Raw genomic sequence first — 24149 nt, forward strand, 5'->3', positions numbered from 1 at the left:
ACCGATCAACTGCCGCGCTCGTCGCTCAACGCGGTGTTCGACGGCTCCTGGCCGAGCGTGCCGAGCCCGAGCGCGCCGCTTGAGAGCGCCCAGCCGCATACGCCGAAGCGGTCCAGAAGCGCCTGCACGCCGTCGGCGGGAACGGGCCGCGAGAACAGGAAGCCTTGCGCTTCCACCGGGCCGAGCGCCGCGAGCCAGGTGATCTGTTCCTCGCGCTCGGTGCCTTCCACCACCACGGTCAGCCCGAGCGAGCGGGCGAGGTGGATGATCGCGGACACCATTACGCAGACGCTGCGGTCCTCCGGAATCGCCTGAATGAACGAGCGGTCCACCTTGAGCGTATCGACCGAAAAGCGGTTCAGGTACGACAGCGACGAATAGCCGGTGCCGAAGTCGTCGAGCGCGATGCGCACGCCCAGACGCTTGAGCGCAACGATTTTTTCCTGCACCAGTTCCGGATACTCGACCATCACGGTCTCGGTGATTTCGAGTTCGAGCTTGGCCGGCGGAATGCCGGACGCTTCAATCGCGCGGGCGACGGTTTCGAGCAAGTCGCCGCGCCAGAATTGCACGGCCGAGATGTTGACGGCGAGCGACAGGCCCGTGTAGCCGTCGCGCTGCCACTGCGCGAGTTGCGCGCAGGCCGTGTGAATCACGAAATCGCCGACCGCGACGATCAGCCCGGTCGATTCCGCCACCGGAATAAATTCGTTCGCCGGAATCAGCCCGTGCTGCGGATGGTTCCATCGCACGAGCGCCTCGAATCCGGTAATGCAGCGGCGGGCCAGATCGATCTTCGGCTGATAGACGAGGAACAATTGGCGCTCGGCGAGCGCCACGCGCAGTTGCTGCTCCCACTTCATCAGATGGTCCGCGCGATGCGAGAGTTGCGGCGAGTAGAACTGATAGCAGTTCTTGCCCGCGTCCTTCGCGCTGTACATCGCGAGGTCGGCCTTCTTCAGCAAGTCGATCTCGCTTTCGTTCGACACCGAATAGAGCGCAATGCCGATGCTCGCGTGCAGCACGAACGCGCTGCCGCGCACGTCGAAGGGCGTCGCGAACATGGTCACGATGTCGTTGGCGAGTCCGACCGCGCGCTTTTCGACTTCATCGCCCTTGACGATCACGACGAACTCGTCGCCGCCGATGCGCGCGAGCGTCCCGCCGTGGCCCACCGTTTCTGCGAGCCGCGACGCGGTCATTTGCAGCACGATATCGCCCGCGTTGTGGCCGAGCGTGTCGTTGACCGTCTTGAAGTTGTCGAGATCGATAAAGAGCAGCGCGAGCCGCCCGATGTTGTCCGTCTGCGCGACATCGGCCCGCAACGCGCGCAGCGTCGAATAACGGTTGCGCAGTCCGGTGAGCAGGTCGTATTCGACGAGATGCGTCATCTCGCGCTCGCGTCCGAGCAGCTTGCCGATCAAGCCTGTCGCGACGGCGAAGAAGCCGAGCATCGCGAAGGAGATGAAGCTCGCCATCAGCAGATAGACGTTGCGCGTGTGGTTGTAGTCCGCGAACTCCTCGCGCTCCGAAAGACCGACGAGCACGCCGAGCGGATAACCGTCGATATGCCGATAAGAGACGATGCGCTTCACATGGTCGATGGGATCGACGTAGATGCCCGACGCGTGTTCGGAAGTCGGATAGACGCCGCTCGCGCTGAACGCGGCGCGCGCGGAGCCTGACGCGCCACCCGTTTTGCGCGCGCCGGCTGTTGACGCCGCATTGCCGGCCGGATTCTCTCCGAGCGCGACGCTCGTGCTGCGCGCAAGCACCGAGCCGTTGTCCGACACCACGGCGATCACGCCTTCGCGCCCGATGGACGCGACGTTATAGAAGTCGCTCGTGAAGTAGGTCGGGTCTTCGGAAACGACGACCACGCCCGCGAACGAGCCGTCGGGATGATTGAGACGTCGCGTGATCTGGAGCGTCCACAGGTTCGATACGCGTCCGCGCACCGGGCGGCTGATGTAGAGCAGATCGTCGTTCGCGTGCAGATGGACCTTGAAGTGCTCGCGGTCGGACAGGTCGATCGGCTTCGGATGCGGGTCCGACGTATTCGCGACCAGAATGCCGTCCTCGTCGATCAGCGAAACCTGCACGAGCGTGTCGCTCTGCACGACGCCTTTTTCGACGGTGGCGATCAGATTGAAGTGGTCGGGCGCTTTCTCGTACTCGTATTTGACGAAGCGCGTGATCTGATCGACCTGATGAATCGCCTTGATCGTGTGCTGTTCCAGCGCGGACGAGAGAATCGCGGCGGAGGCCATCGATTCGTGCGTGGTGGCGTCCCGTTCCACCGAAAGCCGCGCGAAGATCACCGCCCACAGCAGCACCAGCAGCAGGCTGCCGAGCACCGGGATCGCCAGCAGCGCGCGACGCCGCCGTGCCGACGGGGCGTTGACGCGCGAATCGCTCGCCGCGTGGGAGCGCGTACGCTTCATGGAGTGCCCGGCGCGGCCCTGCCGCGAAGCGCGCGCCATGCGACAAGGCGCGCGTGGTGAAAGTGGCGATGCATGTCTCGAGACGTTCGGCCAAAGCCGTTCAATATACCGCTAGACGAGCTTTGGCCGCCTGAAGGCGACCGTTTAACCGTTTGCGTGATGACGAAGCGGGCGTCGGCGCTTGCATTTTCGTTTGCGTTCGCGGCCTCGCGGCACGGCGCGGACCGAATCCGCGCCTTTCTTCCGGCCCGCGAATGTTCGGATAGTACTGAAGCCGCAGCGATTAAGAAAGCAAAAGCATGGCCGCTCGGGGTTTACGGCTAGCCGCGCGCAGGTCATTGTTTCACAAGCGGATTGTCCCTTCGACGACCGTCACGGAGTCGCCACCGATCCACACCGGCGAGCCGTCGGCGCGGTCGTCGTAGATGACGGTCACGCGGCCGTCACGATCGAGCGCCGTGCCCTGGCGCACCGTATAGGCGTCGCCCGGCCGCCTGCCCTGGCGCGTCAGCAACATGGCGAGCCCGGCGTTGGCGCTGCCCGTCACCGGATCTTCGACGTTCTCCGCGCCGAGCAAGAGCGCGCGCAACTCGAAGGTCGCCGGCACGCCGTTCTCATGCGGGCCATAGACCACGAGCCCGTGCGTGCCGGCTTCCGCGACGAGGGCCGTCAGCGCCTGCCGTGCCTCGCCGCGAAGCGACATCGCGAGGCATTGTGCAGCGTCGCGCAGACGCACGATCAGCCACGGCGCGCCGTTGTCGACGGCGCACGGCGGCGCGCTGAAGTCGATCTCGGCGGGCGCGAGCGCGGCGGCGAGACGTTCGCGCTGCGCGTCATTCAGCTCGACCATGCGCGCGGGCGGCGCGGCGAACGCCCAGCATCCGTCATCGCGCTCCCGCAGCGTCACCAGCCCGACGCCGCATTCCTGCACGAGCGTCCCCGGTTCTTTCGGCACATAGCCGCTCGAACGCAGCGCGTGCGCGCTCCCGAGCGTCGGATGGCCTGCGAACGGAAGCTCGGTCGCCGTCGTGAAGATGCGCACGCGATAATCGGCGCGCGGATCGGTCGGCCGCAGAAGGAACGCGGTCTCGGAGAGATTGGTCCAGCGCGCGACGGCCTGCATGCGCTCGGTGGAAAGATCGTCGGCGTCGAAGACCACCGCGAGCGGGTTGCCTTTGAACGCGACGGACGTGAAGACATCGACCTGACTGAAGCGCACGGTGCGGGCGGACATGGTTTGAAAGTGGAAGGGTGATAAAAAACCCGGCGCGCTCGCGCGGCCGGGTTTGCGGGACTGCGCAAGAACGGCCGCGATCAGCCGACTTCGGCGATCAGCTCGATCTCGACGCACGCGCCGAGCGGAATCTGCGCGACGCCGAACGCCGAGCGCGCGTGCTTGCCGGCATCGCCGAACACGTCCGCGATGAGTTCCGACGCGCCGTTCGTCACGATGTGCTGCTCGGTGAAATCGAAGGTCGAGTTCACGAGGCTCATCACCTTGACGATGCGCTTCACGCGGGACAGATCGCCCGTGTGCGCGTGCAGCGTCGCGATCAGGTCGATGGCGACATTGCGCGCGGCGGCCTTGCCTTCTTCGGTCGTGAGCGTGTCGCCGAGCTTGCCGACGTAGGGCTTGCCGTCCTTCTTCGCGATATGGCCCGACAGATAGACGGTGTTGCCGCTTTGCGCGCTCATCACGTAAGCGGCGGCCGGCGCGCCCGCGCTGGGCAGGTCGATGCCGAGTTCCTTCAGCTTGTCGTACACGTTGGATGCCATCGTTGCTCCTGTTCAAGAGTGAAGGGCGCCCGGGCGCCCGTGAATCCCGTCAGATGCTCGCGCGAATCAGCGCGCCCAGCTTCGCGACGCCTTCGTCGATCGTCGCGGGCGGAACCGTGACGAACGAGAGGCGCATCGTATTGTGTTCGGCCTGGTTCGCGAAGAACGGACCGCCCGGCACGAACGCCACGTTCTGCGCGATGGACTGTTCCAGCAGCTTCATCGAATCGATGTGCTTCGGCAGCTTCACCCACACGAACATGCCGCCTTCCGGCCGGTTCCATTCGACTCCCGCCGGCATGTGGCGTTCCAGCGCGGCGAGCATCGCGGCGCACTGGTCGCGGTACAGCGCGCGGATGGTCGGCACGTGCGTATCGAGAAAGCCGTCCTTGACGACTTCGTACACGATGCGCTGCGTGAGGCTCGGGGTATGCAGGTCGGTGGCCTGCTTCGACTGCACGAGCTTGAAGTGCAGTTCCTCGGGCGCGATGATGTAGCCCACGCGCAGGCCCGGCGCGAGCACCTTCGAGAACGAGCCCAGATGCACGATGTGATCCGGCGCCATGGAGAGCAGCGTCGGCAGCGGCGCGCCGGCGTAGTCGAGCGCGCCGTACGGATCGTCTTCGATCACCGGGAACGCGGCCTTCTGCGCGAACGCCGCCAGCGCGCGGCGGCGTGCGAGCGGCAGGCGGCGGCCGGTCGGGTTCTGGAAGTTCGGCTGCGCGTACAAGAGACGCGCATTCGCGACGAGCGCGGCATCGAGACCTTCGGGAATCAGGCCTGATTCGTCGGTCGGCACCTGCACGTAGTTCGGCTCGAAAAGCGAGAACGATTGCAGCGCGCCGAGATACGTCGGCGTTTCGACGAGCACGCGGCTGCCCGGATCGATCAGCACCTTGCCGAGCAGGTCGAGCGCCTGCTGCGAGCCGGTCGTGATGAGCACCTGCGTCGGTCGGATGGTCACGCCGTTCGCCGAATAGCGCGCGGCCACCCATTCGCGCAGCGGCATGAAGCCTTCGGTCGCGCTGTACTGCAACGCCGCCGACGGCTGATCGCGCAGAATGCGCTCCGACGCTTCGCGCATTTGCTCGACCGGAAACGTGGCCGGCGAGGGCAGTCCGCCAGCAAAGGAAATGACTTCGGGCCGCTCCGTCACCTTCAGAATTTCGCGAATCGCCGAACTGGTGAGCTTGCGGGCGCGTTCGGAGAGTTGCCACGGCGTGGCGCGGAGGTCGGCTTGATTCATGAAATGTCTCGGTTGTCTCGGGTTTCGGTTGTTGCGTTCGCGTGGGCAAGAAAGACGCGCAAACTGCGATTATCGCCCGCGTGGGTTATTTTGCGTGGCCGGTGTGAGCGGCGACGGGCGTCGCGCCCTTTGCCGCAAGCGGCGCACCGCGCACTGCTGTCTTGCGGCCGATCACCACCGTGACGATCACCGCGGCCGCGTAGAGCCACGTCGATGCGCTCACGTGCTCGCCGAAGAAGAGCGCGGAAAACGCCATCGTGAAGAAGATCTGCAGCAGTTGCACCTGTCCGACGCGCGCGATGCCGCCCATCGCGAGTCCCGCGTACCACGCGAAGAAGCCGATGAATTGCGAAAAGAGCGTAACGTAGCCGAACGCGAGCCACGTGCGCAACGCGAGCGGCTCCGGGTGCGCGGCGTGATGCGCCCACGCGAGCCAGCCCACCGGCAGCAGCAGGAACGGCGCGGACAGCACGAGCGCCCAGCAGATGACCTGCCAGCCGCCCATCTGACGCGCGAGCCGCGCGCCTTCCGCGTAACCGAGCGCGCCGATGCCGACCGCGACGAGCATCAGGAGGTCGCCCGCCTGCAGGCCGCCGCCGCCCGCCTGCAACGCAAACGCGACGACGATCGCGCTGCCCGCCACGGCGCTCGCCCAGAACGCCTTCGACGGCCGTTCGTGCGACAACCACGCCGCGTAGATGGCGACGCAGAGCGGCTGCAAGCCGTTGACCACCGCGCCGTGCGACGCGGGCACGGTTTTCATCGCCCAGGCGGAAAACACCGGGAACGCGATGACCACGCCCAGCGATACGACCCCGAGGCTCTTCACCTGCGGCCAGGTCGGGCGTTTCTCGCGCCGCCACGCGAGCAGCAGCGCCGCCGGAATCGCCGCGACGAGCGCGCGCCCGAGGCCGTTCAGGAGTGGATGCACTTCCTGCACCACGATGCGCGTCATCGGCAGCGTCAGGCTGAAGATGACGACGCCGACCAGGCCGAGCAGCATGCCTTCGGTTTCGCGGGTTCTCATCGTGGGGCGTCTCCTTTCTTATGCGTCAGTCGGGTATTTCGGGTGAAAGCGGGAGTTCCGGCTGCGGCGCGTCTTCGTCTGCTTTGCGGGTCTTCGCGCGGCGGCGCTTGTTCGACGCTTGCTGCGCTTCTTCCTGCGCGCGCCGGGCCGCATCCGACGATTCGGCGGTTTCGCCGAGCGCCACGACGGAGCCGTCCGGCAACTCGAATTCCGCGACGAGCGCGGGCGCGCCCGCTGTCGCTTCGACGCGCATCAGATGCGCCGCGCCGAGCCACGCGAGCTGTTCCGCGACTGCCCCCGCGTTCAGGTGATAGCCCGTCAGCGAGCGCAGCAGGATGCCGGTCTCCGGCAGCGCGCCGCTCGGATGGCGCGGCGTGTCCCACTGAATCAGCGAGGGCAGCACGCCGTCGCCGGCGCCTTGCCACGCGGGGAACGCGCCGTCGTGGGGAACGGTGAGGCCCCACGTATTGCCGCCGCGCGACATCGCGACGACGGGCGCGATGCGTTGCGGATACTGCTCGCGCCAGCGCGCCAGCGACTTCGGACGCTCGACGCGCGCGACCCAGTGCACCAACTGCGGACCGTCGGCGATGCGTGCCTGCATCGCCCGATCGTCGAGCGCGAATAGGCGTGCCCGCGGCGTTTCGCGTGCCGGCGCGCCCGGATCGACGGCGATCACTTCGAGATACGCGCCGCCCCACAGATTCAAAAGCCGGTTATGCGTGCCCATCTGCGCGTGCGCGCCGCCCGGCGCCGTCTCCACGCCGAACTTCGCGGCGACGAACCGCGCGCCTTCTTCGAGCGTGCGCGCGGCGATCACGAGATGGTCGAGTTTCAGCGGATGAGCGGTCATGGCTGGCGTGAGGCGGTAATCGGGGGCCGATAGCATAACCGCTGATTCTGGCCTGTCGGGCGTCCGTACCGGTCGCCGGAAAGGAAAATGTAGCGGTAATCACCAGAACAGTAACGGTACAATCGGCCTGATCCCATTCGGTACAGTTTTCGCCGATCCTGTGCCGATCCGTCCGCCGAGGTCCGCATGTCCGTTCCGCTCGACCAGATTCCCGCGCCGCACGACGCGCAGCAACTCACGCTCGTCGACCAGCTCGTGCAGTGGGGCCGACGCCGCATCGACGAGCGCGTGTTCCGGCCCGGCATGCGCATGCCGTCCATCCGCAAGCTCGCGATCGACAAGGGCGTGTCGCGGTTCACCGTGGTCGAAGCGTACGAGCGGCTCGTCGCGCACGGCTATCTCGATTCGCGGCGCGGCTCGGGCTTCTACGTGCGCGATCGCGTCACGCCGTCTGCGCCGGGCGCGCTCGCCGCGTCGCAACGGGAGCCGGTGCAGAGCACCATCGACGTCGTCTGGCTCTTGCGCAACATGCTGCACACGGCGAGTCCCGAGAAGGGGCCGGGCCTGGGCTACCTGCCTTCGCGCTGGCTCGACGGCGAACTCATCACCAACGCGCTGCGGTCGATGAGCCGTCTCGCCGGCGCGCAAATGCTCGGCCTCGGCACGCCGCAGGGCTTTCTGCCGCTGCGACAGCAGTTGCAGACGCGCCTCGCGGAGCTGGAGATCGGCGCATCCGAGCAGCAGATCGTGCTGACGTCGGGCATCACGCAGGCCATCGACCTGATTGCGCGCATCTACGTGAAGCCGGGCGATGCGGTGATCGTCGGCGATCCCGCGTGGTTCCAGATGTTCGGCCGCTTCGCGTCGCAGGGCGCGCGGCTCGTCGGCATGCCGTACACGCCCGAAGGTCCGGATCTGAACGCGCTGGAGACGCTCGTCGCGACGTGGCGGCCGAAGATGCTCATCGTGAACTCGGTGCTCCACAATCCGACCGGCACGTCGCTGACGGCGGCGCAGGCGTTCCGCATTCTTCAGCTCGCGCAGGAATACGACTTCATCGTCGTCGAGGACGATGTCTACGGCGATCTTTGCCCGACGGGCTTCGCCGCCACGCGACTCGCATCGCTCGATCAACTGAAGCGCGTGATTTTTCTCGGCAGCTTCTCGAAGACGCTCGCCGCGAACCTGCGCGTGGGCTACGTCGCGGCGTCGGTGGACGTGGCCAACGCGCTTGCCGATCAAAAGATGCTCGTCGGCATGACGAGCCCGGAGCTGAACGAACGCGTCGTCTACAAGATTCTGACCGAGGGCCACTACCGGCGCCACGTCGAGCGGCTGCGGACGCGGCTCGATACCGTGCGCGACAAGACCGCGCGGATGCTGGAAAGCACCGGTCTGCGGCTCTTCACGACGCCCGAGGCGGGCATGTTCCTGTGGGCGGACGCGGGCGTCGATTCCGATGGTCTGGCGGCGGCAGGTCACGAAGCCGGCTTTCTGATGACGCCCGGCAGCCTCTTTTCGCCGCAGCAGTCGCCGACCACATGGATGCGCTTCAACGTCGCCAATTGCGGCGATCCGGCGCTGCCCGCGCTGATCGCGGGCCACCTGGAGAAGGTCGCGCGGCGCTCGGTCTAACGGCCGCCCGGCAGATGGCGTCGTGAGAGCGGCGCGTCGATGAAATCCGCGAGCACGGTTATGTAAAGCGCGAGCGCATCCGGCGCGTGCCGGTAGCGGTGTTCGTAGAGCGCGCCGGGCGCGTCGCAGAACTTCAGCGCGAAATAGTCGGCGAGCAGATTGCCTTGCGCTTCCATGTTGTAGTCGGGCAGGCGCTTGTTCGCTCCGAGCGCATACCCGTAGCCGAGCCCGATGCGAATCGCGCCGCGCAGGCGCACCCAATAGCCGAGCTGGAACTGCCAGACGTGCGTCATCTCGTGGATGAACCACATCTGATCGCCGATGCCGCACGCCGAGAAGTCGTCGCGATGGCACGCGCGCGGGAAATACAGGCTGCCGTTCGGCGCCATTGCGGTATGCGGCGGTTGCAAGCCGAAGGGCAGATACGCCCGCGCATGCACGCGGACCGTCGAATAGTCGATCGAATCGCGAAAGACGAGTCGTGCCAGCGCGATCTCGCCGGACGTGAGCGGGCGGGAGCGGCGGGCGGGCTTGAGCATGTCGTTCGGCGAGCTTGAAAGTGGCGCAGGCGCATCTTATCGAAAGCGGCGCTCGCGCTCTTGAAATGGCGCGGGCCGCCCTCATATCGGACGAATTCGCCGGGCGGCGCGCCGAAAGCCGGCCGCATTGCCCGGCGGCACGACAGCATCTGACGACATCAACCAGAGGACCCGACCATGGCGCAAGAAACCATGAGCTTTCAGGCGGAAGTGAAGCAGCTTCTGCACCTGATGATCCATTCGCTGTACAGCAACAAGGAAATCTTCCTGCGCGAGTTGATCTCGAACGCATCGGACGCGGCGGACAAGCTGCGCTTCGAAGCCATCGAAAACAGCGCGCTGTACGAGAACGATCCCGACCTGCGCATCCGCATTTCGTTCGATAAAGCCGCGCGCACCGTCACCATCGACGACAACGGCATCGGCATGAGCCGCGACGAAGCCATTTCGCATCTGGGCACCATCGCGCGGTCCGGCACCAAGGAGTTCTTCTCGAAGCTCTCCGGCGACCAGCAAAAGGACGCCGCGCTCATCGGCCAGTTCGGCGTGGGCTTCTATTCGGGCTTCATCGTCGCGGACAAGATCACAGTGGAAACGCGCCGCGCCGGCCTGCCGGCGAGCCAGGGCGTGCGCTGGACGAGCGCGGGCGAGGGCGATTTCGAAGTCGAGGACATCGAGCGCGCGCAACGCGGCACCACCATCACGCTGCATCTGCGTCCGGACGAGGACGATCTGCTGTCGTCGTATCGCCTGAAGTCGATCATCCAGAAGTACTCGGATCACGTCGCGCTGCCCATTCTGATGAAGAAGGAAGAATGGGACGCCGAGAAGAGCGAGATGGTCGTGAAGGACGAGGACGAGACCGTCAATCAGGCGAGCGCGCTCTGGACGCGCCCGAAGAGCGAGATCACCGACGAGCAGTACAAGCAGTTCTATCAGCACATCTCGCACGATCACGACGATCCGCTTGCGTGGACGCACAACCGCGTCGAGGGCCGCAGCGAGTACACGCAACTGCTGTACGTGCCGAAGCACGCGCCGTTCGACCTGTGGAACCGCGAGCATCGCGGCGGCCTGAAGCTCTACGTGAAGCGCGTGTTCATCATGGACGACGCCGAGCAACTGCTGCCCGCGTATCTGCGCTTCGTGAAGGGCGTGGTCGATTCGGCGGATCTGCCGCTCAACGTCTCGCGCGAAATCCTGCAGGAAAGCCGCGACGTGAAGGCCATTCGCGAAGGCGTGACCAAGCGCGTGCTTTCGATGCTCGAAGAACTGGCGACGTCTTCGGCCGAAGCGACCGAAGACGCCGACAAGGAAAAGTACGCGACGTTCTGGCGTGAGTTCGGCCAGGTGCTGAAGGAAGGCATCGGCGAAGACTTCAGCAATCGCGAGCGCATCGCGAAGCTCGTGCGTTTTGCATCGACACATAACGACAGCGACGTGCAGAACGTGTCGCTCGCCGATTACGTCGCGCGCATGAAGCCCGAGCAGACGAAGATCTACTACGTGACCGCCGACAACTGGCAGGCCGCGAAGAACAGCCCGCATCTCGAAGTGTTCCGCAAGAAGGGCGTCGAGGTGTTGCTGCTGACGGATCGCGTCGACGAATGGATGCTGTCGTTCCTGAACGAGTTCGACGGCAAGCCGCTCGCAAGCGTGGCGCGCGGCGACCTCGACCTCGGCGCGCTCAACGACGAGGAAAAGCAGCAGCAGGAGAAGGTCGGCGCGGAAATGAAGCCGCTCGTCGAGAAGATGAAAGAGGCGCTTCAAGGCAAGGCGAAGGACGTGCGCCTCACGTTCCGCCTGACCGATTCGCCGAGCTGTCTCGTCGCGGACGAAGGCGACATGAGCGGCTATCTCCAGCGCATGCTGAAGGCGGCGGGGCAGAAGGCGCCGCAGGCGGAGCCGATTCTCGAAGTGAACCCGGACCATCCGCTCGTGAAGGCGCTGAACGCCGAGAACCCGAATTTCGCGGACTGGTGCCATCTGCTCTTCGATCAGGCGCTTCTGGCCGAAGGCGGCATGCTGGAAGATCCGGCGAGCTTCGTGAAGCGGACGAACGCGTTGTTGCTCGCGCGTTAAGCCGTATTGAAACGCGCATGAAAAAACGCGCTGCCGGGTGAGCCGGCAGCGCGTTTTTTATTTGCTCTTGCGGTCTTTAGTCGACTGCGCGAGCACGGATGCGGCGAGCGTCTTCGTCTCTTCCGAATACTTCGTGCTGTGAAGCACTTCGCCCGCTTTGTGCTCCATTTCAGCGCTGGTCTGCTTCGAAGAATGCGATTGCGCGAGCGCCGATCCAGCCAGCTTCTTCGCGATAGCGGACGCCTTCGGATCGTGCAGCGTTTCGGCGGCGAGGTGCGCGACCTTCGGCGAGGTTTGCTTCGTGTTCTTAGTCATTTTGATGTCCTCAAGGTTTTTCCGATTCCGGCGCTCGACGGCGCGCGGATTCGAGAGTCTTGCCCGCCCGCGCCACGCGCGCCATACGATTCATCCGAACCCGAGGCCGGTTTTATAATGGCCGCCATGCCGATTCCGAACGATCCCGTCGATGCGCATTGGCGCATCGCGCCGCATCCTGTTTGCAGTGACGATCAGAAAGACTGGCTCACGCGTGGCGGCTCGTTGACCGCCCATCTGCGCACGCTCGGCGCGGTGACGGTCGACGTCACGCGCGAAGCCGTCGATAAACCGTGGCGCGACGAATGGCGCGCGCTCGGCGCGACGCCGCGCACGCCGGTCTGGGCGCGCGAAGTCGTGCTGAAGGTCGACGGCGTGCCGTTCGTCGCGGCGCACAGCATCGTCGCGCTGTCGCACAGCACGGGCGCGTGGCAGTCCATGCGACGCCTGCGCACGCGGCCGCTCGCCGAGCTTCTCTATAGCGACAGCAGCGTGTCCCGTTCGATGCTCGCCAGCCGCGTGCTGACCGCGCGGCATCCGCTGTATCGGCTGGCGGCGAAGCACGCGGAGGCGAGCCATGCGCTCGTCGCGAGGCGGTCCGTGTTCCTGCGCCACGGCGCGGCGCTGATGGTCACCGAATGCTTTCTCGATGCGCTCTGGTGCGCGCTCGCATCGTGCCATGTGCCGCATGCGGTGCATCGGGAACATGCGCGTGCCTACGAGCATTTGAGCTCGCATGCGAAGCGCGTCGCGCACGGTGAAGCGCGATGACACTCGCGGGCTTTGCGCCGGTCGGCGACGCGCATACGCATACGCTGATTCTCGGCAGCTTTCCGGGCGTCGCGTCGCTCACGGCGACGCAGTACTACGCGCATCCGCGCAACCAGTTCTGGCGGCTGGTCGGCGCGGTCATCGGCGAACCGGTGCACGAACTCGCTTACGAAGAACGGCTCGCGCGCGTGATGAAGCACGGCATCGGCTTGTGGGACGTGCTCGCCGCATGCGAGCGCGAAGGCAGTCTCGACAGCGCGATCCGCAACGCATCGCCGAACGATTTCGCCGTGTTCCGCGAGCGCTTTCCGACGCTGCGCAAGGTGTGCTTCAACGGCAAGACATCGGGCAAGTTCGCGCCGGTGATCGCTGCGGCGGGCTACGCCACGCTCGTGCTGCCGTCGTCCAGTCCCGCCAATGCTATCCTCTCGTTCGATCAAAAATTGCGCATCTGGCGCGACATTCTCAGCACACAATGACGACTCTCATCAAGCGCGCATCGGCCGAAGCGCGTGCGTTCAGCCGCAAGAAAAACGACAAGCATCGACACGACGAAGACGATCTCGCCAACGCGCCGCGCATCGACGCGCCGCGCAAGCCGCGTTTCGCGCCCGTGACGTTTTCGGAAGAGGGCGGCGTGCGCTATCTCCATTTCGGCACCGAATGGGTGCAAGGCGCGATGCGCCTCCGAAAGCCCGATCACATCGAACTGGAATACGCGCAGCAGATGATGGCTTGGCTGCTTTTCATCGAGACGCCCGAGCGTATCGTGCAACTGGGGCTCGGCGCCGCGGCGCTCACGAAGTTCTGTCATCGGTATCTGAAGCGCGCGAAGGTCGAAGCGGTCGAACTCAATCCGGCGGTCGTGATCGCCGCCCGCGCCATGTTCGAGCTGCCCTACGACGACGCACGCCTCACCGTGACCGAGCGCGACGCATGGGAGTTCGTCAACGACCGCGCGAATCACGGCACCATCGGCGCGTTGCAGATCGATATCTACGATGCCACCGCGCGCGGTCCCGTGCTCGACAGCGTGTCGTTCTATCGTGCGTGCCGCGCGTGTCTCGCGCCGCAAGCGGGCGTCGTGACGATCAACCTCTTCGGCGATCACCCGAGCTTCGTGCGCAACATGCGCCATCTGAACGAAGCATTCGATCATCGCGTGATCGCGCTGCCCGAAGTGCATGACGGCAATCGCGTGGCGATTGCGTTCGCCGGTCCCGCGCTCGACGTGCCGTTCGCCGCGCTCGTCGAACGCGCGAAGCTGATCGAAGCGGAGCTCGGCTTGCCCGCGCGCAAGTGGGTGAAGGGGCTCGCCGAAAGCGCGGGCCTGCCGTTGAACGGCTCTTTCTCTATCTAGTTGGAAGCGAATCACGCAGGGCGCTGACGCGTTTGCGCGCCTTTCACATCTGGGGAATGCTCGGGATTCTCCCTGCTTGACCGTGTTTTGGCGGTCCCTATACTCCTCCTGTTATTTCGGGGCGCTTTCTGCGGCGTGTCGTCTGCGCGAGGGCCGCACCTGACGGCTCCGCGGGCCACGGCTCGAAGCAAATGCTCAAAAACAAACTGGAGACCATCATGGCTCAAGATCCGGGCCGCACTGGACAACCGCGCAACAAGCATTGGCTCTGGCTTCTGATCCTTCCGTGGATCGGCGTGGTGTGGGTGCCGTTTTACAACAAGATCGAGCCCGTGCTGTGGGGCTTCCCGTTCTTCTACTGGTATCAGCTTCTCTGGGTGCTGGTGAGCGCCGTCATCACGGCCGTCGTCTACAAGAAAACTAAGGCGCTGTCGTCCGGCCGCGCGGGGCAAGGCCAAGGAGGCGCGCGATGATGAACGTCACCGCAACTTTCGTATTCGTTCTGTTCTTCGTCGGGGTGACGATTCTCGGGTTCATCGCGGCGCACTGGCGCAAGGCGGACCTCGGCCAGCTCGACGAATGGGGTCTCGGCGGCCGGCGCTTCGGCACCATCGTGACGTGGTTCCTGCTCGGCGGCGATCTCTATACGGCGTACACCTTCGTCGCGGTGCCGGCGCTCGTGTTCGGCGCGGGCGCGACGGGCTTCTTCGCGTTGCCGTACACCATCCTGATCTATCCGTTCGCCTTCGTCGTGTTCCCGAAGCTCTGGAGCATCGCGAAGCGTCACGGCTATGTGACCGCCGCCGACTTCGTGCACGCGCGCTACAACAGCCGCATGCTCGCGCTCGCCATCGCGCTGACGGGCATCGTCGCGACCATGCCGTATATCGCGCTGCAGCTCGTCGGCATCGAAGTGGTGATCGGCGCGCTCGGCTTCAGCACGCAGGGCTTCGTGGGCGACCTGCCGCTCATCATCGCGTTCGCGATTCTCGCGGCCTACACGTACACGTCCGGCCTGCGCGCGCCCGCGATGATCGCGGTCGTCAAGGACGTGCTGATCTACATCACCATCATCGCCGCGATGATCGTGATTCCGGCGCAACTCGGCGGCTTCGGGCATATCTTCGGTACCGTGCCGCCCGCGAAGCTGCTACTGAAGGCGCCCGACGCCGCGAGTCTGAACGGCTACAGCGCCTACGCGACGCTCGCGGTCGGCTCGGCGCTCGCGCTCTTCCTGTATCCGCATTCGGTGACGGCGATCCTCTCGTCGAACTCCGGCAACACCATCCGCCGCAACATGGCGCTCTTGCCCGCGTATTCGCTGGTGCTCGGGCTGCTCGCGCTGCTCGGCTACATGGCGCTCGCCTCGGGCGTGAAGGACATGCCGGAGTACGCGTCGTACTTCAAGGCTTACGGCGCGAACTTCGCGGTGCCGGCGCTCTTCCTGCACTACTTCCCGTCGTGGTTCGTGGGCGTGGCGTTCGCGGCCATCGGCATCGGCGCGCTGGTTCCGGCCGCGATCATGTCCATCGCAGCGGCCAATCTGTACACGCGCAACGTGCATCGCGAGTTCCTCAATCGCTCGATGACGCCGGAGCAGGAAACCAACGTCGCCAAGCTGGTGTCGCTGATCGTGAAGGTCGGCGCGGTCGTGTTCATTCTGGCGCTGCCGCTTACGTACGCGATTCAGCTGCAACTGCTCGGCGGGATCTGGATCATCCAGACGTTGCCCGCGCTCGTGCTGGGTCTCTATACGCGCGTGCTGGATCATCGCGGTCTTCTTATTGGCTGGGCGGTGGGCATTGCCGTCGGCACGTGGATGGCCGTGTCGCTCCAGTTGAAGGGCTCGATCTTCACGGTGCACATGTTCGGTTACGCCGTGCCGGGCTATGCGGCGGTGTGGGCGCTGATCGTCAATCTGATCGTGTCGGTGGGCGTCAGCGTGCTGGTGCGCGCCATCGGCCTGAAGCGCTCGGACGACCGCACGCGGCCCGAGGACTATCTGGACGTCGTGGAAAGCTAAAGACGCGCCGCGTTTCATGACGCGGTGGCGGCTCTGATACGCTAACGCCCGTAATGGCCTTCGGCCGTTGCGGGCGTTTTTCATTGACACCCGCTGATCGACAAACCGCTTACCGACGCGAGCGACTCATGTTTTCATCGACATCGGCGTCAGCGCGCAGAAGCCGCGCGATGCGGCTCATGCACGGCCTGGCGTCCCCATTCTTTCGCTATCGCCACGCGAAGATGATCCACGCGGTGCGCGTCGCGCTCGGCATGGCGACGTCGTTTCTCGTCACCACGGGCATCAATATCCCGCACGGCAGTTGGGCGTCGGTCTCGCTGCTCGTTGTAGTCGGCGGGTTGCAGCACTACGGCAATATCCGCAAGAAGGCGGCCGAACGCGCGCTCGGCACGGCGCTCGGCGCGGCCATCGGACTCGCGCTGATTCTGGTCGAGACGCTCTTCGGCTCGCTCACGCTGTTCTTCATTCTGATGTCCGCCATCGCCGGGGCGTGCGCGTATTACGCCATCGGCAAGGCGGGCTACGTCGCGCTGCTCACGGCGATCACCATGGTCATTGTCGCGGGCCACGGCGATTCGCCGTTCGATGTCGGCTTGTGGCGAACAGCGAACGTGCTGATCGGCATTGCCATTGCGCTCGCGTTCTCGTTCGTGCTGCCGCAGTACGCGACATACTCGTGGCGTTATCGCCTCGCCGACAATCTGCGCGAAAGCGCGCGTCTCTACGGTGCGTTGCTCGACGGCACGCCGTTGCTTGCGGAAGAAACTGCGCGCCGCTTCTTCGCGATGAGTCAGCGTCTCGTGCAGTCGCGCGCGCTGATGGAATCCGTCGCGAAGGAAACGCGCGTGCCGGTGGCGCGGCTCGAAGAGATTCAGCGGCTGCATCGCTCGATTCTCGCCGCGCTGGAGATGCTCGTGACGTCGATGCCGGACACGCCGCGCGCGACGTGCGGTTTCGCGCTCGACTGCTCGCCGCACGAGCAGCAGGTGCGGCAGAAGCTGCTGAAGATGGCGCGCGCGCTGCGTTTCGGCCGCGTCGGTTTGCTGTACATGCGTGCCGACGCGAACGCGGATGCGAGCGTCGAAGCGGAGGAGGGCGATGGATCGACGCAGGGCATGCACTGGCTCGCGATGCGTTTCGCGGAGCAGGTGGATCGCTTGCGGCTGCGTCTGAGTGAAATAGAGCGTCAGTGGAATATCGAAGGCGCGCGGCCGCTTCCCGGCTGACGCGCCGCGATCACGACTGCGCTGCCGCTTCCTGCGGCGGTTGTGGCGCGTCGGCCATGTCGACGGCGTTGACGACGTTGATGAGCCACGGCACGCCGAAGCGGTCTTTCAGCATGCCGAAGCCCGCCGTGAAGAACGTGGACTGCCACGGCGTCAGCACCGTGCCGCCTTCGCTCAATGCGTTGAATGCGCGCTCGCCCGATTCGGGGCTGTCCGCGCCGATCGACAGCGTGAAACCCTGGTATTCGCGCTGCGGCTGGCCGAACTGGCCGTCCGACACCATGATTGCCGTGCCGCCGACGCTGAATAGCGCGTGCATGACCTTGTCGTGCCACTCTGCCGGCACGTTCGCCGCGTCGGGCGTGTCGCGGAAACGAATGAGCGTCTGAATTTCCGCGCCGAACGCGGATTGATACAGCGCGAGGGCGTCCGCGCAATCTCCGTGGAAGAAAAGATACGTATCCAGTTGCATTGAAAGCTTCTCCGAGCTTGGGCGGCGCTCCCGCCAAAGCACGAAAGTCTATTGCAACCGGAAGCCGCGCCGACCCGGAGAAGGTCAATTTACGTCAAAAGACGCCTGGAAACCGTACTTGTCTGAATGGCCTACGGCAGCCGATTCGCGAGGCGCGCGAAGCGCGCCTCGCGTCCTACTTATTGCAGCGCCGTGATCAGCTTTTCGAGCTTGATGGCGTCTGCCGCGAACGCGCGGATACCTTCCGCGAGCTTTTCGGTCGCCATGGCGTCTTCGTTCACGGCGAAGCGGAACGACGGCTCGTCGACGCTGATCTTCTCCAGATCCGTGTTGTCCGCTGCGTCCGGCGACAGCTTGCGCTCGACCTTCTCGTCGCTGTCGGCCAGCTTCTTCAGCAGGTCAGGGCTGATGGTGAGCAGATCGCAGCCGGCCAGTTCGGTGATCTGGCTCACGGTGCGGAAGCTCGCGCCCATGACTTCGGTCTTGTAGCCGAACTTCTTGTAGTACGAGTAGATACGGCGCACCGACTGCACGCCGGGATCGTTCGCGCCGCCGTTCTTCACTTCGTCCCATTCCGCGCCGGCCGACTTCTTGTACCAGTCGTAGATGCGGCCGACGAACGGCGAAATGAGCTGCGCGCCCGCTTCGGCGCACGCCGCGGCCTGCGCGAGCGAGAAGAGCAGCGTCATGTTGCAGCGGATGCCTTCCTTCTGCAGCACTTCGGCCGCGCGGATGCCTTCCCACGTCGACGCGAGCTTGATCAGCACGCGCTCGCGGTTGATGCCCGCGGCTTCGTACAGCTTGATGATTTCGAGGCCCTTGTCGATGGATCCCTTCGTGTCGAACGAAAGGCGCGCGTCGACTTCGGTGGACACGCGGCCCGGCACGATCTTCAGGATTTCGGTGCCGAACGCGATGAGCAGATGGTCGATGATCTGGCCCATCGGCTTGCCGGCGTGCTCCTTGACGGTTTTCTCGAGCAGCGGCTTGTAGTCGTCCTTCTGGACGGCCTTCAGGATCAGCGACGGATTCGTGGTCGCGTCCTGCGGCTTGAACTGAACGAATTGCTGGAAGTCGCCCGTATCGGCGACGACGGTGGTGTATTGCTTGAGCTGGTCGAGAGCGGATGTCATGTCGAGTCGTCGGCGCCAAGCGCCTTGTCAAATTGCGGTAACCCGCGGGTGTCCATGATCGCGATGCCGGCGCGCGCCTCTGAAGCGCCGGGCTCGCCCCTATTGCCAATGTCTCATTTTAGACCCGCGCGTGCGGTTCGCGCTCGGGGCGTGCGCGTCGCTGGTTCGACCGGGCGCGCGCCGGGGCGTTCCTTAGCCAGGCGCGCGATGCATCCGTCAGTCGACAGCGTAGGCGAGTTCGTGCCAGCGCCGCACGGTGCCGGAGCCGAGCTGCCCCCGGGCGAAGCGCATCTTGCGCACTTTTTCGAGCGCGTGCGCGTCTTTCGCGGGATCGCCGCAGCTCATTTTCAGGACGACGTCCTGAACGTGGCCGGCGTCGTCGAGCAGCACGCGGACGATCGTCTTGCGTTTCGTGGAGCCGGGCGGCGCGGTGCGCGCCAGCAGTTTGTCGAGCAAAGCCATCTTCGTGATTCTGAAATGCGGTCGTGATGCATCGGCGCGAAGCACGTTCGGCCGATTCCCGCATTGTAGGCCGCGTCAGCCGCGCCGGGCGTTCAGAATGACATGCGTCACGACGCCCGCGATCAAGCCCCAGAACGCCGGCCCGATGGACAGCAGCGTGAGGCCGGACGCCGTCACCATGAACGTGACGAGCGCGGGTTCGCGCTGGCGGGCGTCGTGCATCGCGTTGGCGAGCCCGCTCATGATCGAGCCGAAGAGCGCGAGTGCCGCGACCGAGACGACCAGCGCCTTCGGAAACGCCGCGAAAAGCGCGGCGATGGTCGCGCCGAAAATGCCGGCGATCAGATAGAAAACGCCGCACCAGACCGCCGCCGTATAGCGCCGGTCGTGGCGCTCGTGCGCTTCGGGGCCGGTGCAAATGGCGGCCGTGATCGCCGCGAGATTCACGCCGTGCGAGCCGAACGGCGCGAGCAGGAGCGACGCGATGCCGGTCGTCGCGATGAGCGGCGCGGAGGGCGTCGTGTAGCGGTCCGCGCGCAGCACCGCGATGCCCGGCACGTTCTGCGAAGCCATCGCGACGATGAAAAGCGGCACGCCGATGCTCACGATGGCGGAGAACGAAAACGCCGGCATCGTGAACACGGGATGCGCGAGCGCGACGTGAAAGCGCGAGAAGTCGAGCAGGCCGAGCGCATCCGCGACGGCCACGCCTGCTGCGAGCGTGGCTGGAATGGCATAGCGCGGCGTCACGCGCTTGACGACGAGGTACGTGAAGAACATCGCCAGCACGAGCGCCGTCTGGTGCTCGGCCGCCCGAAAAATCTCGATGCCGATTTCGAACAGGATGCCCGCGAGCAGCGCCGCCGCGATGCCCGAAGGAATGCGCTTCATGAGCGCGTCGAACCAGCCGGTGACGCCGACCGCCGTCAGCAATACCGCGCAGGCGATGAACGCGCCGATGGCCTCGGCGTACGGCACGTTCGGCAGCGACGTGACGAGCAGCGCCGCGCCGGGCGTCGACCACGCGACGACGATCGGCGCGCGAAAACGCAGCGAGAGGCCGATCGTGCACAGCGCCATGCCGATGGAAAGTGCCCAGATCCACGACGAAATCTGCGCGTCCGACAGATGCGCGGCCTGTCCCGCCTGAAACATCAGCACGAGCGAGCTGGTGTAGCCGGTCATCATCGCGACGAATCCGGCGACGACCGCGGACACCGACGTATCGGAAAAAGGGCGCAGCGGGGCGCGCGCGACAGACGGCGTGGCTTTCATGCGGGTTCTGCTTCTTTCTAACGTGTTATTTGGACAGCGCGCGCATGGCGCTTTCGAGGCCGGACAGGGTCAGCGCGTACATGCGGTTGCCGAGCACGTGGCGGATCGCGGAAATGGACTGGCGGTATTCCCAGAGCCGCTCGGGCTCCGGATTGAGCCACGCGTGATGTGGAAACTGATCCGCGAGCCGCCGCAGCCACACGGCGCCGGCTTCGGCGTTGTTGTATTCGACCGAGCCGCCCGGCTGAAGCACTTCGTACGGACTCATCGTCGCGTCGCCGACGAAGATCAGCTTGTAGTCCGGCGTGAACTTGTGCAACACGTCGAACGTCGGCGTGCGCTCGGTGTGACGGCGGCGATTGTTCTTCCACAAATAGTCGTAGACGCAGTTGTGGAAGTAGTAGAACTCCAGATGCTTGAATTCGGCCTTCGCGGCAGAGAACAGTTCTTCGACGCGCTTGATGTGGTCGTCCATCGAGCCGCCGACATCGAGCAACATCAACACTTTCACGTTGTTGTGCCGCTCGGGCACCATCTTGAGGTCGAGCCAGCCCGCGTTCGCCGCGGTGCTGCGGATGGTATCGGGCAAGTCCAGTTCCTCGGCCGCGCCTTCGCGGGCAAAACGCCGCAAGCGCCGCAGGGCGACCTTGATGTTGCGCGTGCCGATTTCCACCTGATCGTCGTAGTCCCGAAACGCGCGCTCGTCCCACACCTTCACCGCCGTGCGATTGCCCGCCGATTCGCCGCCGATGCGGATACCTTCCGGGTTGTAGCCGCCATGTCCGAACGGCGACGTGCCGCCGGTGCCGATCCACTTGTTGCCGCCTTCGTGCCGTTCCTTCTGCTCGTCCATCAGCTCTTTGAGGCGCTCCATGAGCTTGTCGAGCCCGCCCAACGCCTCGATGCGCTTTTTCTCCTCCGGCGTGAACTCGCGGTCGAGCCGCTTCTTGAGCCAGTCGAGCGGAATGTCGAACGCTTCGTCGGGCAACTGCGTGACGCCATGAAAGTACGCGCCGAACGCGCGGTCGAACTTGTCGAAGTACTTCTCGTCCTTCACGAGCGTCATGCGCGCGAGGAAGTAGAACTCGTCGAGCGACGGCGAGATGACCTGCGCCTTCAACGCTTCGAGCAGCGTCAGATATTCCTTCACCGACACGGGCAGCTTCGCGTCGCGCAGCGAGTAGAAGAAGTCGATCAGCATGGCGCGCCTTCCTTCATGACGTGAATCAGCGGTCGAGCCGGTGCGTGAGATGCGCGCGCACGGCCGGCCATTCCGATTCGATGATCGAGAACACGACGGTATCGCGATACGCGCCGTCCCGGCCGATCTGGTGATTGCGCAGAATGCCGTCCTGCTTGGCGCCGAGCCGCGCGATAGCCGCGCGCGACTGGTGGTTCATGAAATGCGTCCGGAACTCGACGGCAATGGCCTTCAGTTGTTCGAAAGCGTGGCCGAGCAGCAGGCGCTTCGCTTCGGTGTTGAGCGCCGTGCGCTGCACGCGCTTCGCGTACCACGTATGGCCGATTTCCAGCCGCCGGTGCGCCGCTTCGACGTTGAAATAGCGCGTGGAGCCGACGACATCGCCCGTCTTCGCATCGATGACCGCGAACGGATGGGCGCCGAGCCGGTCGCGCATGTCGATGGCCGCGTCGATATAGGCGCGCGCCGTATCGGGCGAAGGCACGCTCGTGTACCAGAGCTTCCAGAGCTCGCCATCGGCGGCGGCCGCCGCAAGCGCCTGTTCGTGCTCGACGCTCAGCGGCACCAGCCTCACGTGCTCGCCTTCGAGCGTGACGGGTTCGATCCAGCGGCTCATGCGTGGTTTCCTCTTCTTGGCGTGCTGATCAGCGGTTGTGGCGGTTCATGTACAAGAGCCGCTCGAAGAGCGCGACGTCCTGTTCGTTCTTGAGCAGCGCGCCGTGCAGCGGCGGCACGATCTGCTTCTGATCCGACGACTGCAGCGCCTCGGGCGGAATGTCTTCGGCCAGTAGCAGCTTCAGCCAGTCGAGCAGTTCGGAGGTCGACGGCTTCTTCTTGAGTCCGGAGACGTTGCGCAGTTCGAAGAAGCTCTGCATGGCGGCGGCGAGCAGATCCTGCTTGATGCCGGGGAAGTGCACTTCGACGATTTCCTTCATCGTCGAGGCATCGGGGAACTTGATGTAGTGGAAGAAGCAGCGGCGCAGAAACGCGTCCGGCAGCTCCTTCTCGTTGTTCGACGTGATGATGACGAGCGGCCGATGCTTCGCCTTCACGAGCTCGCGCGTCTCGTAGACGTAGAACTCCATGCGGTCGAGTTCGCGCAGCAGGTCGTTCGGAAACTCGATGTCGGCCTTGTCGATCTCGTCGATCAGGAGCACCGATTGCCGGTCCGACTCGAACGCCTGCCACAGCACGCCCTTCACGATGTAATTGCGGATGTCCTTCACGCGCTCGTCGCCCAGCTGCGAATCGCGCAGACGCGAGACGGCGTCGTATTCGTAGAGACCTTGCTGCGCCTTCGTCGTGGACTTGATATGCCATTGCAAAAGCGGCATGCCGAGCGCGCCGGCCACTTCCTCGGCGAGCATGGTCTTGCCGGTGCCGGGTTCGCCCTTGATGAGCAAGGGCCGCTCTAGCGTCATCGCGGCGTTCACCGCGAGCTTGAGGTCGTCCGTTGCGACGTATTGCGATGAGCCTTCGAAGCGCATGACGAAGATTCCGGTGAGGAAAAAAATCCCAGTATAAGTCAGAAGCCCTGTTGCGATGGACGCCTCGCCGGTATTGTGGCAGCCGTCCGCGACGGTCCACGAAAGCACGAAGGAAGCGATGCATGCGGCTTGCTGAGAACACGCGGTGAAGCGCGCCGAGGCCCGCGCACAGAGGCGAATTGTCGCAGGCCGAGAAGGCGTCTTTCAGCCGGTTCCCATTGCCAGAGGCGGCTCTGCGCTATCTCGGAGAATGGACGCTAGGGTGGTCGCGCGGTACAATTAGCCCGATTTTTTTGGCCTGCGCGGCAAGGCGGCCGCATTTCCGGTGCGCATGCGCCGCTTGCGAAGCAGTGAAAGGCAGCAAACAGTCCCGAGAAGGTTGTGATGCGCTCGGCGCGGGCCGCGGCTTTCGAGCGCCGGTTTTCCCCTCATGCTAGGTTACAAGCTATGAACTATTTCGTCGGCAAACTTGCCGTGATTGCAGTGCTGTCCGGTCTTGCCGGCTTCGCGACCCAGGCGTCGGCCGACGTCGTGGGCAATGCAAAGGCCGCAGAGGGCAAGGTCGCGATGTGCATCGGCTGCCACGGCATTCCCGGCTATCGCACGGCTTACCCCGAGGTCTACGAGGTGCCGATGCTGGGCGGTCAGAACGCGCAGTACATTTCCAACGCGCTGCACGCCTACAAGAAGGGCGACCGCCACTTCGACACCATGCGCGCCATCGCGGTGACGCTCTCGGACCAGGATATCGCGGACATCGCCGCCTACTACGCCGCGCAGACGCCGCAGTCGAAGAACAACCCCGACAAGTAATCCCGT

The 24149-nt window shown here is 64.9% G+C and carries 23 protein-coding genes and 1 pseudogene; 9 read left to right on the top strand and 15 right to left on the bottom strand.

Annotated elements, in window-relative coordinates:
* Positions 1–5 precede the first annotated feature (5 nt).
* The 6 genes and pseudogenes from LDZ24_RS04055 to LDZ24_RS04080 all read right to left on the bottom strand — a co-directional run.
* Entirely contained in the window at positions 6–2444 is a 2439-nt protein-coding gene (locus LDZ24_RS04055) for an EAL domain-containing protein (RefSeq protein WP_248321708.1), read from the bottom strand.
* A gap of 343 nt (positions 2445–2787) precedes the next feature.
* Positions 2788–3678 (bottom strand): PhzF family phenazine biosynthesis protein, encoded by an 891-nt coding sequence (locus tag LDZ24_RS04060; protein WP_248321710.1) that lies wholly within the window; start codon positions 3676–3678, stop codon positions 2788–2790.
* An 80-nt stretch (positions 3679–3758) separates the two neighbouring features.
* Positions 3759–4220 (bottom strand): RidA family protein, encoded by a 462-nt coding sequence (locus LDZ24_RS04065; protein ID WP_248321711.1) that lies wholly within the window; start codon positions 4218–4220, stop codon positions 3759–3761.
* 49 nt (positions 4221–4269) lie between these two features.
* Positions 4270–5466: a PLP-dependent aminotransferase family protein gene (locus LDZ24_RS04070; RefSeq protein ID WP_248321712.1), complete on the bottom strand. Its 1197-nt coding sequence runs from the start codon at positions 5464–5466 to the stop codon at positions 4270–4272.
* Positions 5467–5551: 85 nt separating this feature from the next.
* Positions 5552–6493, bottom strand: a complete 942-nt coding sequence (locus LDZ24_RS04075) for a DMT family transporter (protein ID WP_248321713.1) — start codon at positions 6491–6493, stop codon at positions 5552–5554.
* Positions 6494–6683: 190 nt separating this feature from the next.
* Positions 6684–7346, bottom strand: a pseudogene (locus LDZ24_RS04080) (VOC family protein); the annotation flags it as partial.
* Positions 7347–7532: 186 nt separating this feature from the next.
* Between LDZ24_RS04080 and LDZ24_RS04085 the strand changes: the two are divergent.
* A complete protein-coding gene (locus LDZ24_RS04085) occupies positions 7533–8981 on the top strand; it encodes a PLP-dependent aminotransferase family protein (RefSeq protein WP_248321716.1) in 1449 nt (482 codons plus the stop codon).
* On the opposite strand, the gene LDZ24_RS04090 is transcribed toward LDZ24_RS04085, so the two are convergent.
* Entirely contained in the window at positions 8978–9520 is a 543-nt protein-coding gene (locus tag LDZ24_RS04090) for a Rhs element Vgr protein (protein WP_248321718.1), read from the bottom strand. The two genes, LDZ24_RS04085 and LDZ24_RS04090, sit on opposite strands and share 4 nt — an antisense overlap.
* Before the next feature lie 177 nt (positions 9521–9697).
* On the opposite strand from LDZ24_RS04090, the gene htpG reads away from it, so the two are divergent.
* Positions 9698–11602, top strand: coding sequence for a molecular chaperone HtpG (gene htpG / locus LDZ24_RS04095; RefSeq protein WP_248321720.1), 1905 nt, complete (start codon positions 9698–9700; stop codon positions 11600–11602).
* Positions 11603–11659: 57 nt separating this feature from the next.
* On the opposite strand, the gene LDZ24_RS04100 is transcribed toward htpG, so the two are convergent.
* Positions 11660–11917: a hypothetical protein gene (locus LDZ24_RS04100; RefSeq protein WP_248321722.1), complete on the bottom strand. Its 258-nt coding sequence runs from the start codon at positions 11915–11917 to the stop codon at positions 11660–11662.
* A gap of 126 nt (positions 11918–12043) precedes the next feature.
* On the opposite strand from LDZ24_RS04100, the gene LDZ24_RS04105 reads away from it, so the two are divergent.
* The 6 genes from LDZ24_RS04105 to LDZ24_RS04130 all read left to right on the top strand — a co-directional run bounded on the left by LDZ24_RS04105 (position 12044) and on the right by LDZ24_RS04130 (position 17300).
* A complete protein-coding gene (locus LDZ24_RS04105; RefSeq protein WP_248322267.1) occupies positions 12044–12688 on the top strand; it encodes a chorismate lyase in 645 nt (214 codons plus the stop codon).
* On the top strand, positions 12685–13167 hold the full coding sequence (locus LDZ24_RS04110; protein ID WP_248321724.1) for a DNA-deoxyinosine glycosylase: 483 nt from the start codon (positions 12685–12687) through the stop codon (positions 13165–13167). Before LDZ24_RS04105 ends, LDZ24_RS04110 begins: the two co-directional genes overlap by 4 nt.
* On the top strand, positions 13164–14048 hold the full coding sequence (locus tag LDZ24_RS04115) for a spermidine synthase (protein ID WP_248321726.1): 885 nt from the start codon (positions 13164–13166) through the stop codon (positions 14046–14048). Before LDZ24_RS04110 ends, LDZ24_RS04115 begins: the two co-directional genes overlap by 4 nt.
* Before the next feature lie 218 nt (positions 14049–14266).
* Complete coding sequence (locus LDZ24_RS04120; protein ID WP_175939874.1) at positions 14267–14521, top strand: DUF3311 domain-containing protein; 255 nt, start codon at positions 14267–14269, stop codon at positions 14519–14521.
* The gene (mctP, locus tag LDZ24_RS04125) at positions 14521–16071 is read left to right on the top strand and encodes a monocarboxylate uptake permease MctP (protein WP_248322268.1); all 1551 of its coding nucleotides are present in this window, start codon (positions 14521–14523) and stop codon (positions 16069–16071) included. The genes LDZ24_RS04120 and mctP overlap by 1 nt, the downstream gene beginning before the upstream one ends.
* Before the next feature lie 128 nt (positions 16072–16199).
* Positions 16200–17300: an FUSC family protein gene (locus LDZ24_RS04130; protein ID WP_248321727.1), complete on the top strand. Its 1101-nt coding sequence runs from the start codon at positions 16200–16202 to the stop codon at positions 17298–17300.
* Positions 17301–17310: 10 nt separating this feature from the next.
* On the opposite strand, the gene LDZ24_RS04135 is transcribed toward LDZ24_RS04130, so the two are convergent.
* The 7 genes from LDZ24_RS04135 to LDZ24_RS04165 form a co-directional block, all read right to left on the bottom strand.
* A complete protein-coding gene (locus LDZ24_RS04135; protein WP_248321728.1) occupies positions 17311–17772 on the bottom strand; it encodes a VOC family protein in 462 nt (153 codons plus the stop codon).
* 179 nt (positions 17773–17951) lie between these two features.
* Positions 17952–18905: a transaldolase gene (gene tal / locus LDZ24_RS04140; RefSeq protein ID WP_206467850.1), complete on the bottom strand. Its 954-nt coding sequence runs from the start codon at positions 18903–18905 to the stop codon at positions 17952–17954.
* Between the two features lie 216 nt (positions 18906–19121).
* On the bottom strand, positions 19122–19367 hold the full coding sequence (locus LDZ24_RS04145; protein WP_248321729.1) for an energy transducer TonB: 246 nt from the start codon (positions 19365–19367) through the stop codon (positions 19122–19124).
* Between the two features lie 75 nt (positions 19368–19442).
* Positions 19443–20642, bottom strand: coding sequence for a benzoate/H(+) symporter BenE family transporter (locus LDZ24_RS04150; RefSeq protein ID WP_248321730.1), 1200 nt, complete (start codon positions 20640–20642; stop codon positions 19443–19445).
* Positions 20643–20667: 25 nt separating this feature from the next.
* The gene (locus LDZ24_RS04155; RefSeq protein ID WP_248321731.1) at positions 20668–21843 is read right to left on the bottom strand and encodes a VWA domain-containing protein; all 1176 of its coding nucleotides are present in this window, start codon (positions 21841–21843) and stop codon (positions 20668–20670) included.
* Between the two features lie 25 nt (positions 21844–21868).
* The gene (locus LDZ24_RS04160) at positions 21869–22459 is read right to left on the bottom strand and encodes a GNAT family N-acetyltransferase (RefSeq protein WP_206467854.1); all 591 of its coding nucleotides are present in this window, start codon (positions 22457–22459) and stop codon (positions 21869–21871) included.
* 28 nt (positions 22460–22487) lie between these two features.
* Entirely contained in the window at positions 22488–23330 is an 843-nt protein-coding gene (locus LDZ24_RS04165; RefSeq protein ID WP_175939882.1) for a MoxR family ATPase, read from the bottom strand.
* A 447-nt stretch (positions 23331–23777) separates the two neighbouring features.
* Between LDZ24_RS04165 and LDZ24_RS04170 the strand changes: the two genes are divergently transcribed.
* Positions 23778–24143, top strand: a complete 366-nt coding sequence (locus tag LDZ24_RS04170) for a c-type cytochrome (RefSeq protein ID WP_175939883.1) — start codon at positions 23778–23780, stop codon at positions 24141–24143.
* The last annotated feature ends 6 nt before the right edge of the window (positions 24144–24149 follow it).

The organism is Caballeronia sp. Sq4a (assembly GCF_023170545.1).
Taxonomy (GTDB): domain Bacteria; phylum Pseudomonadota; class Gammaproteobacteria; order Burkholderiales; family Burkholderiaceae; genus Caballeronia.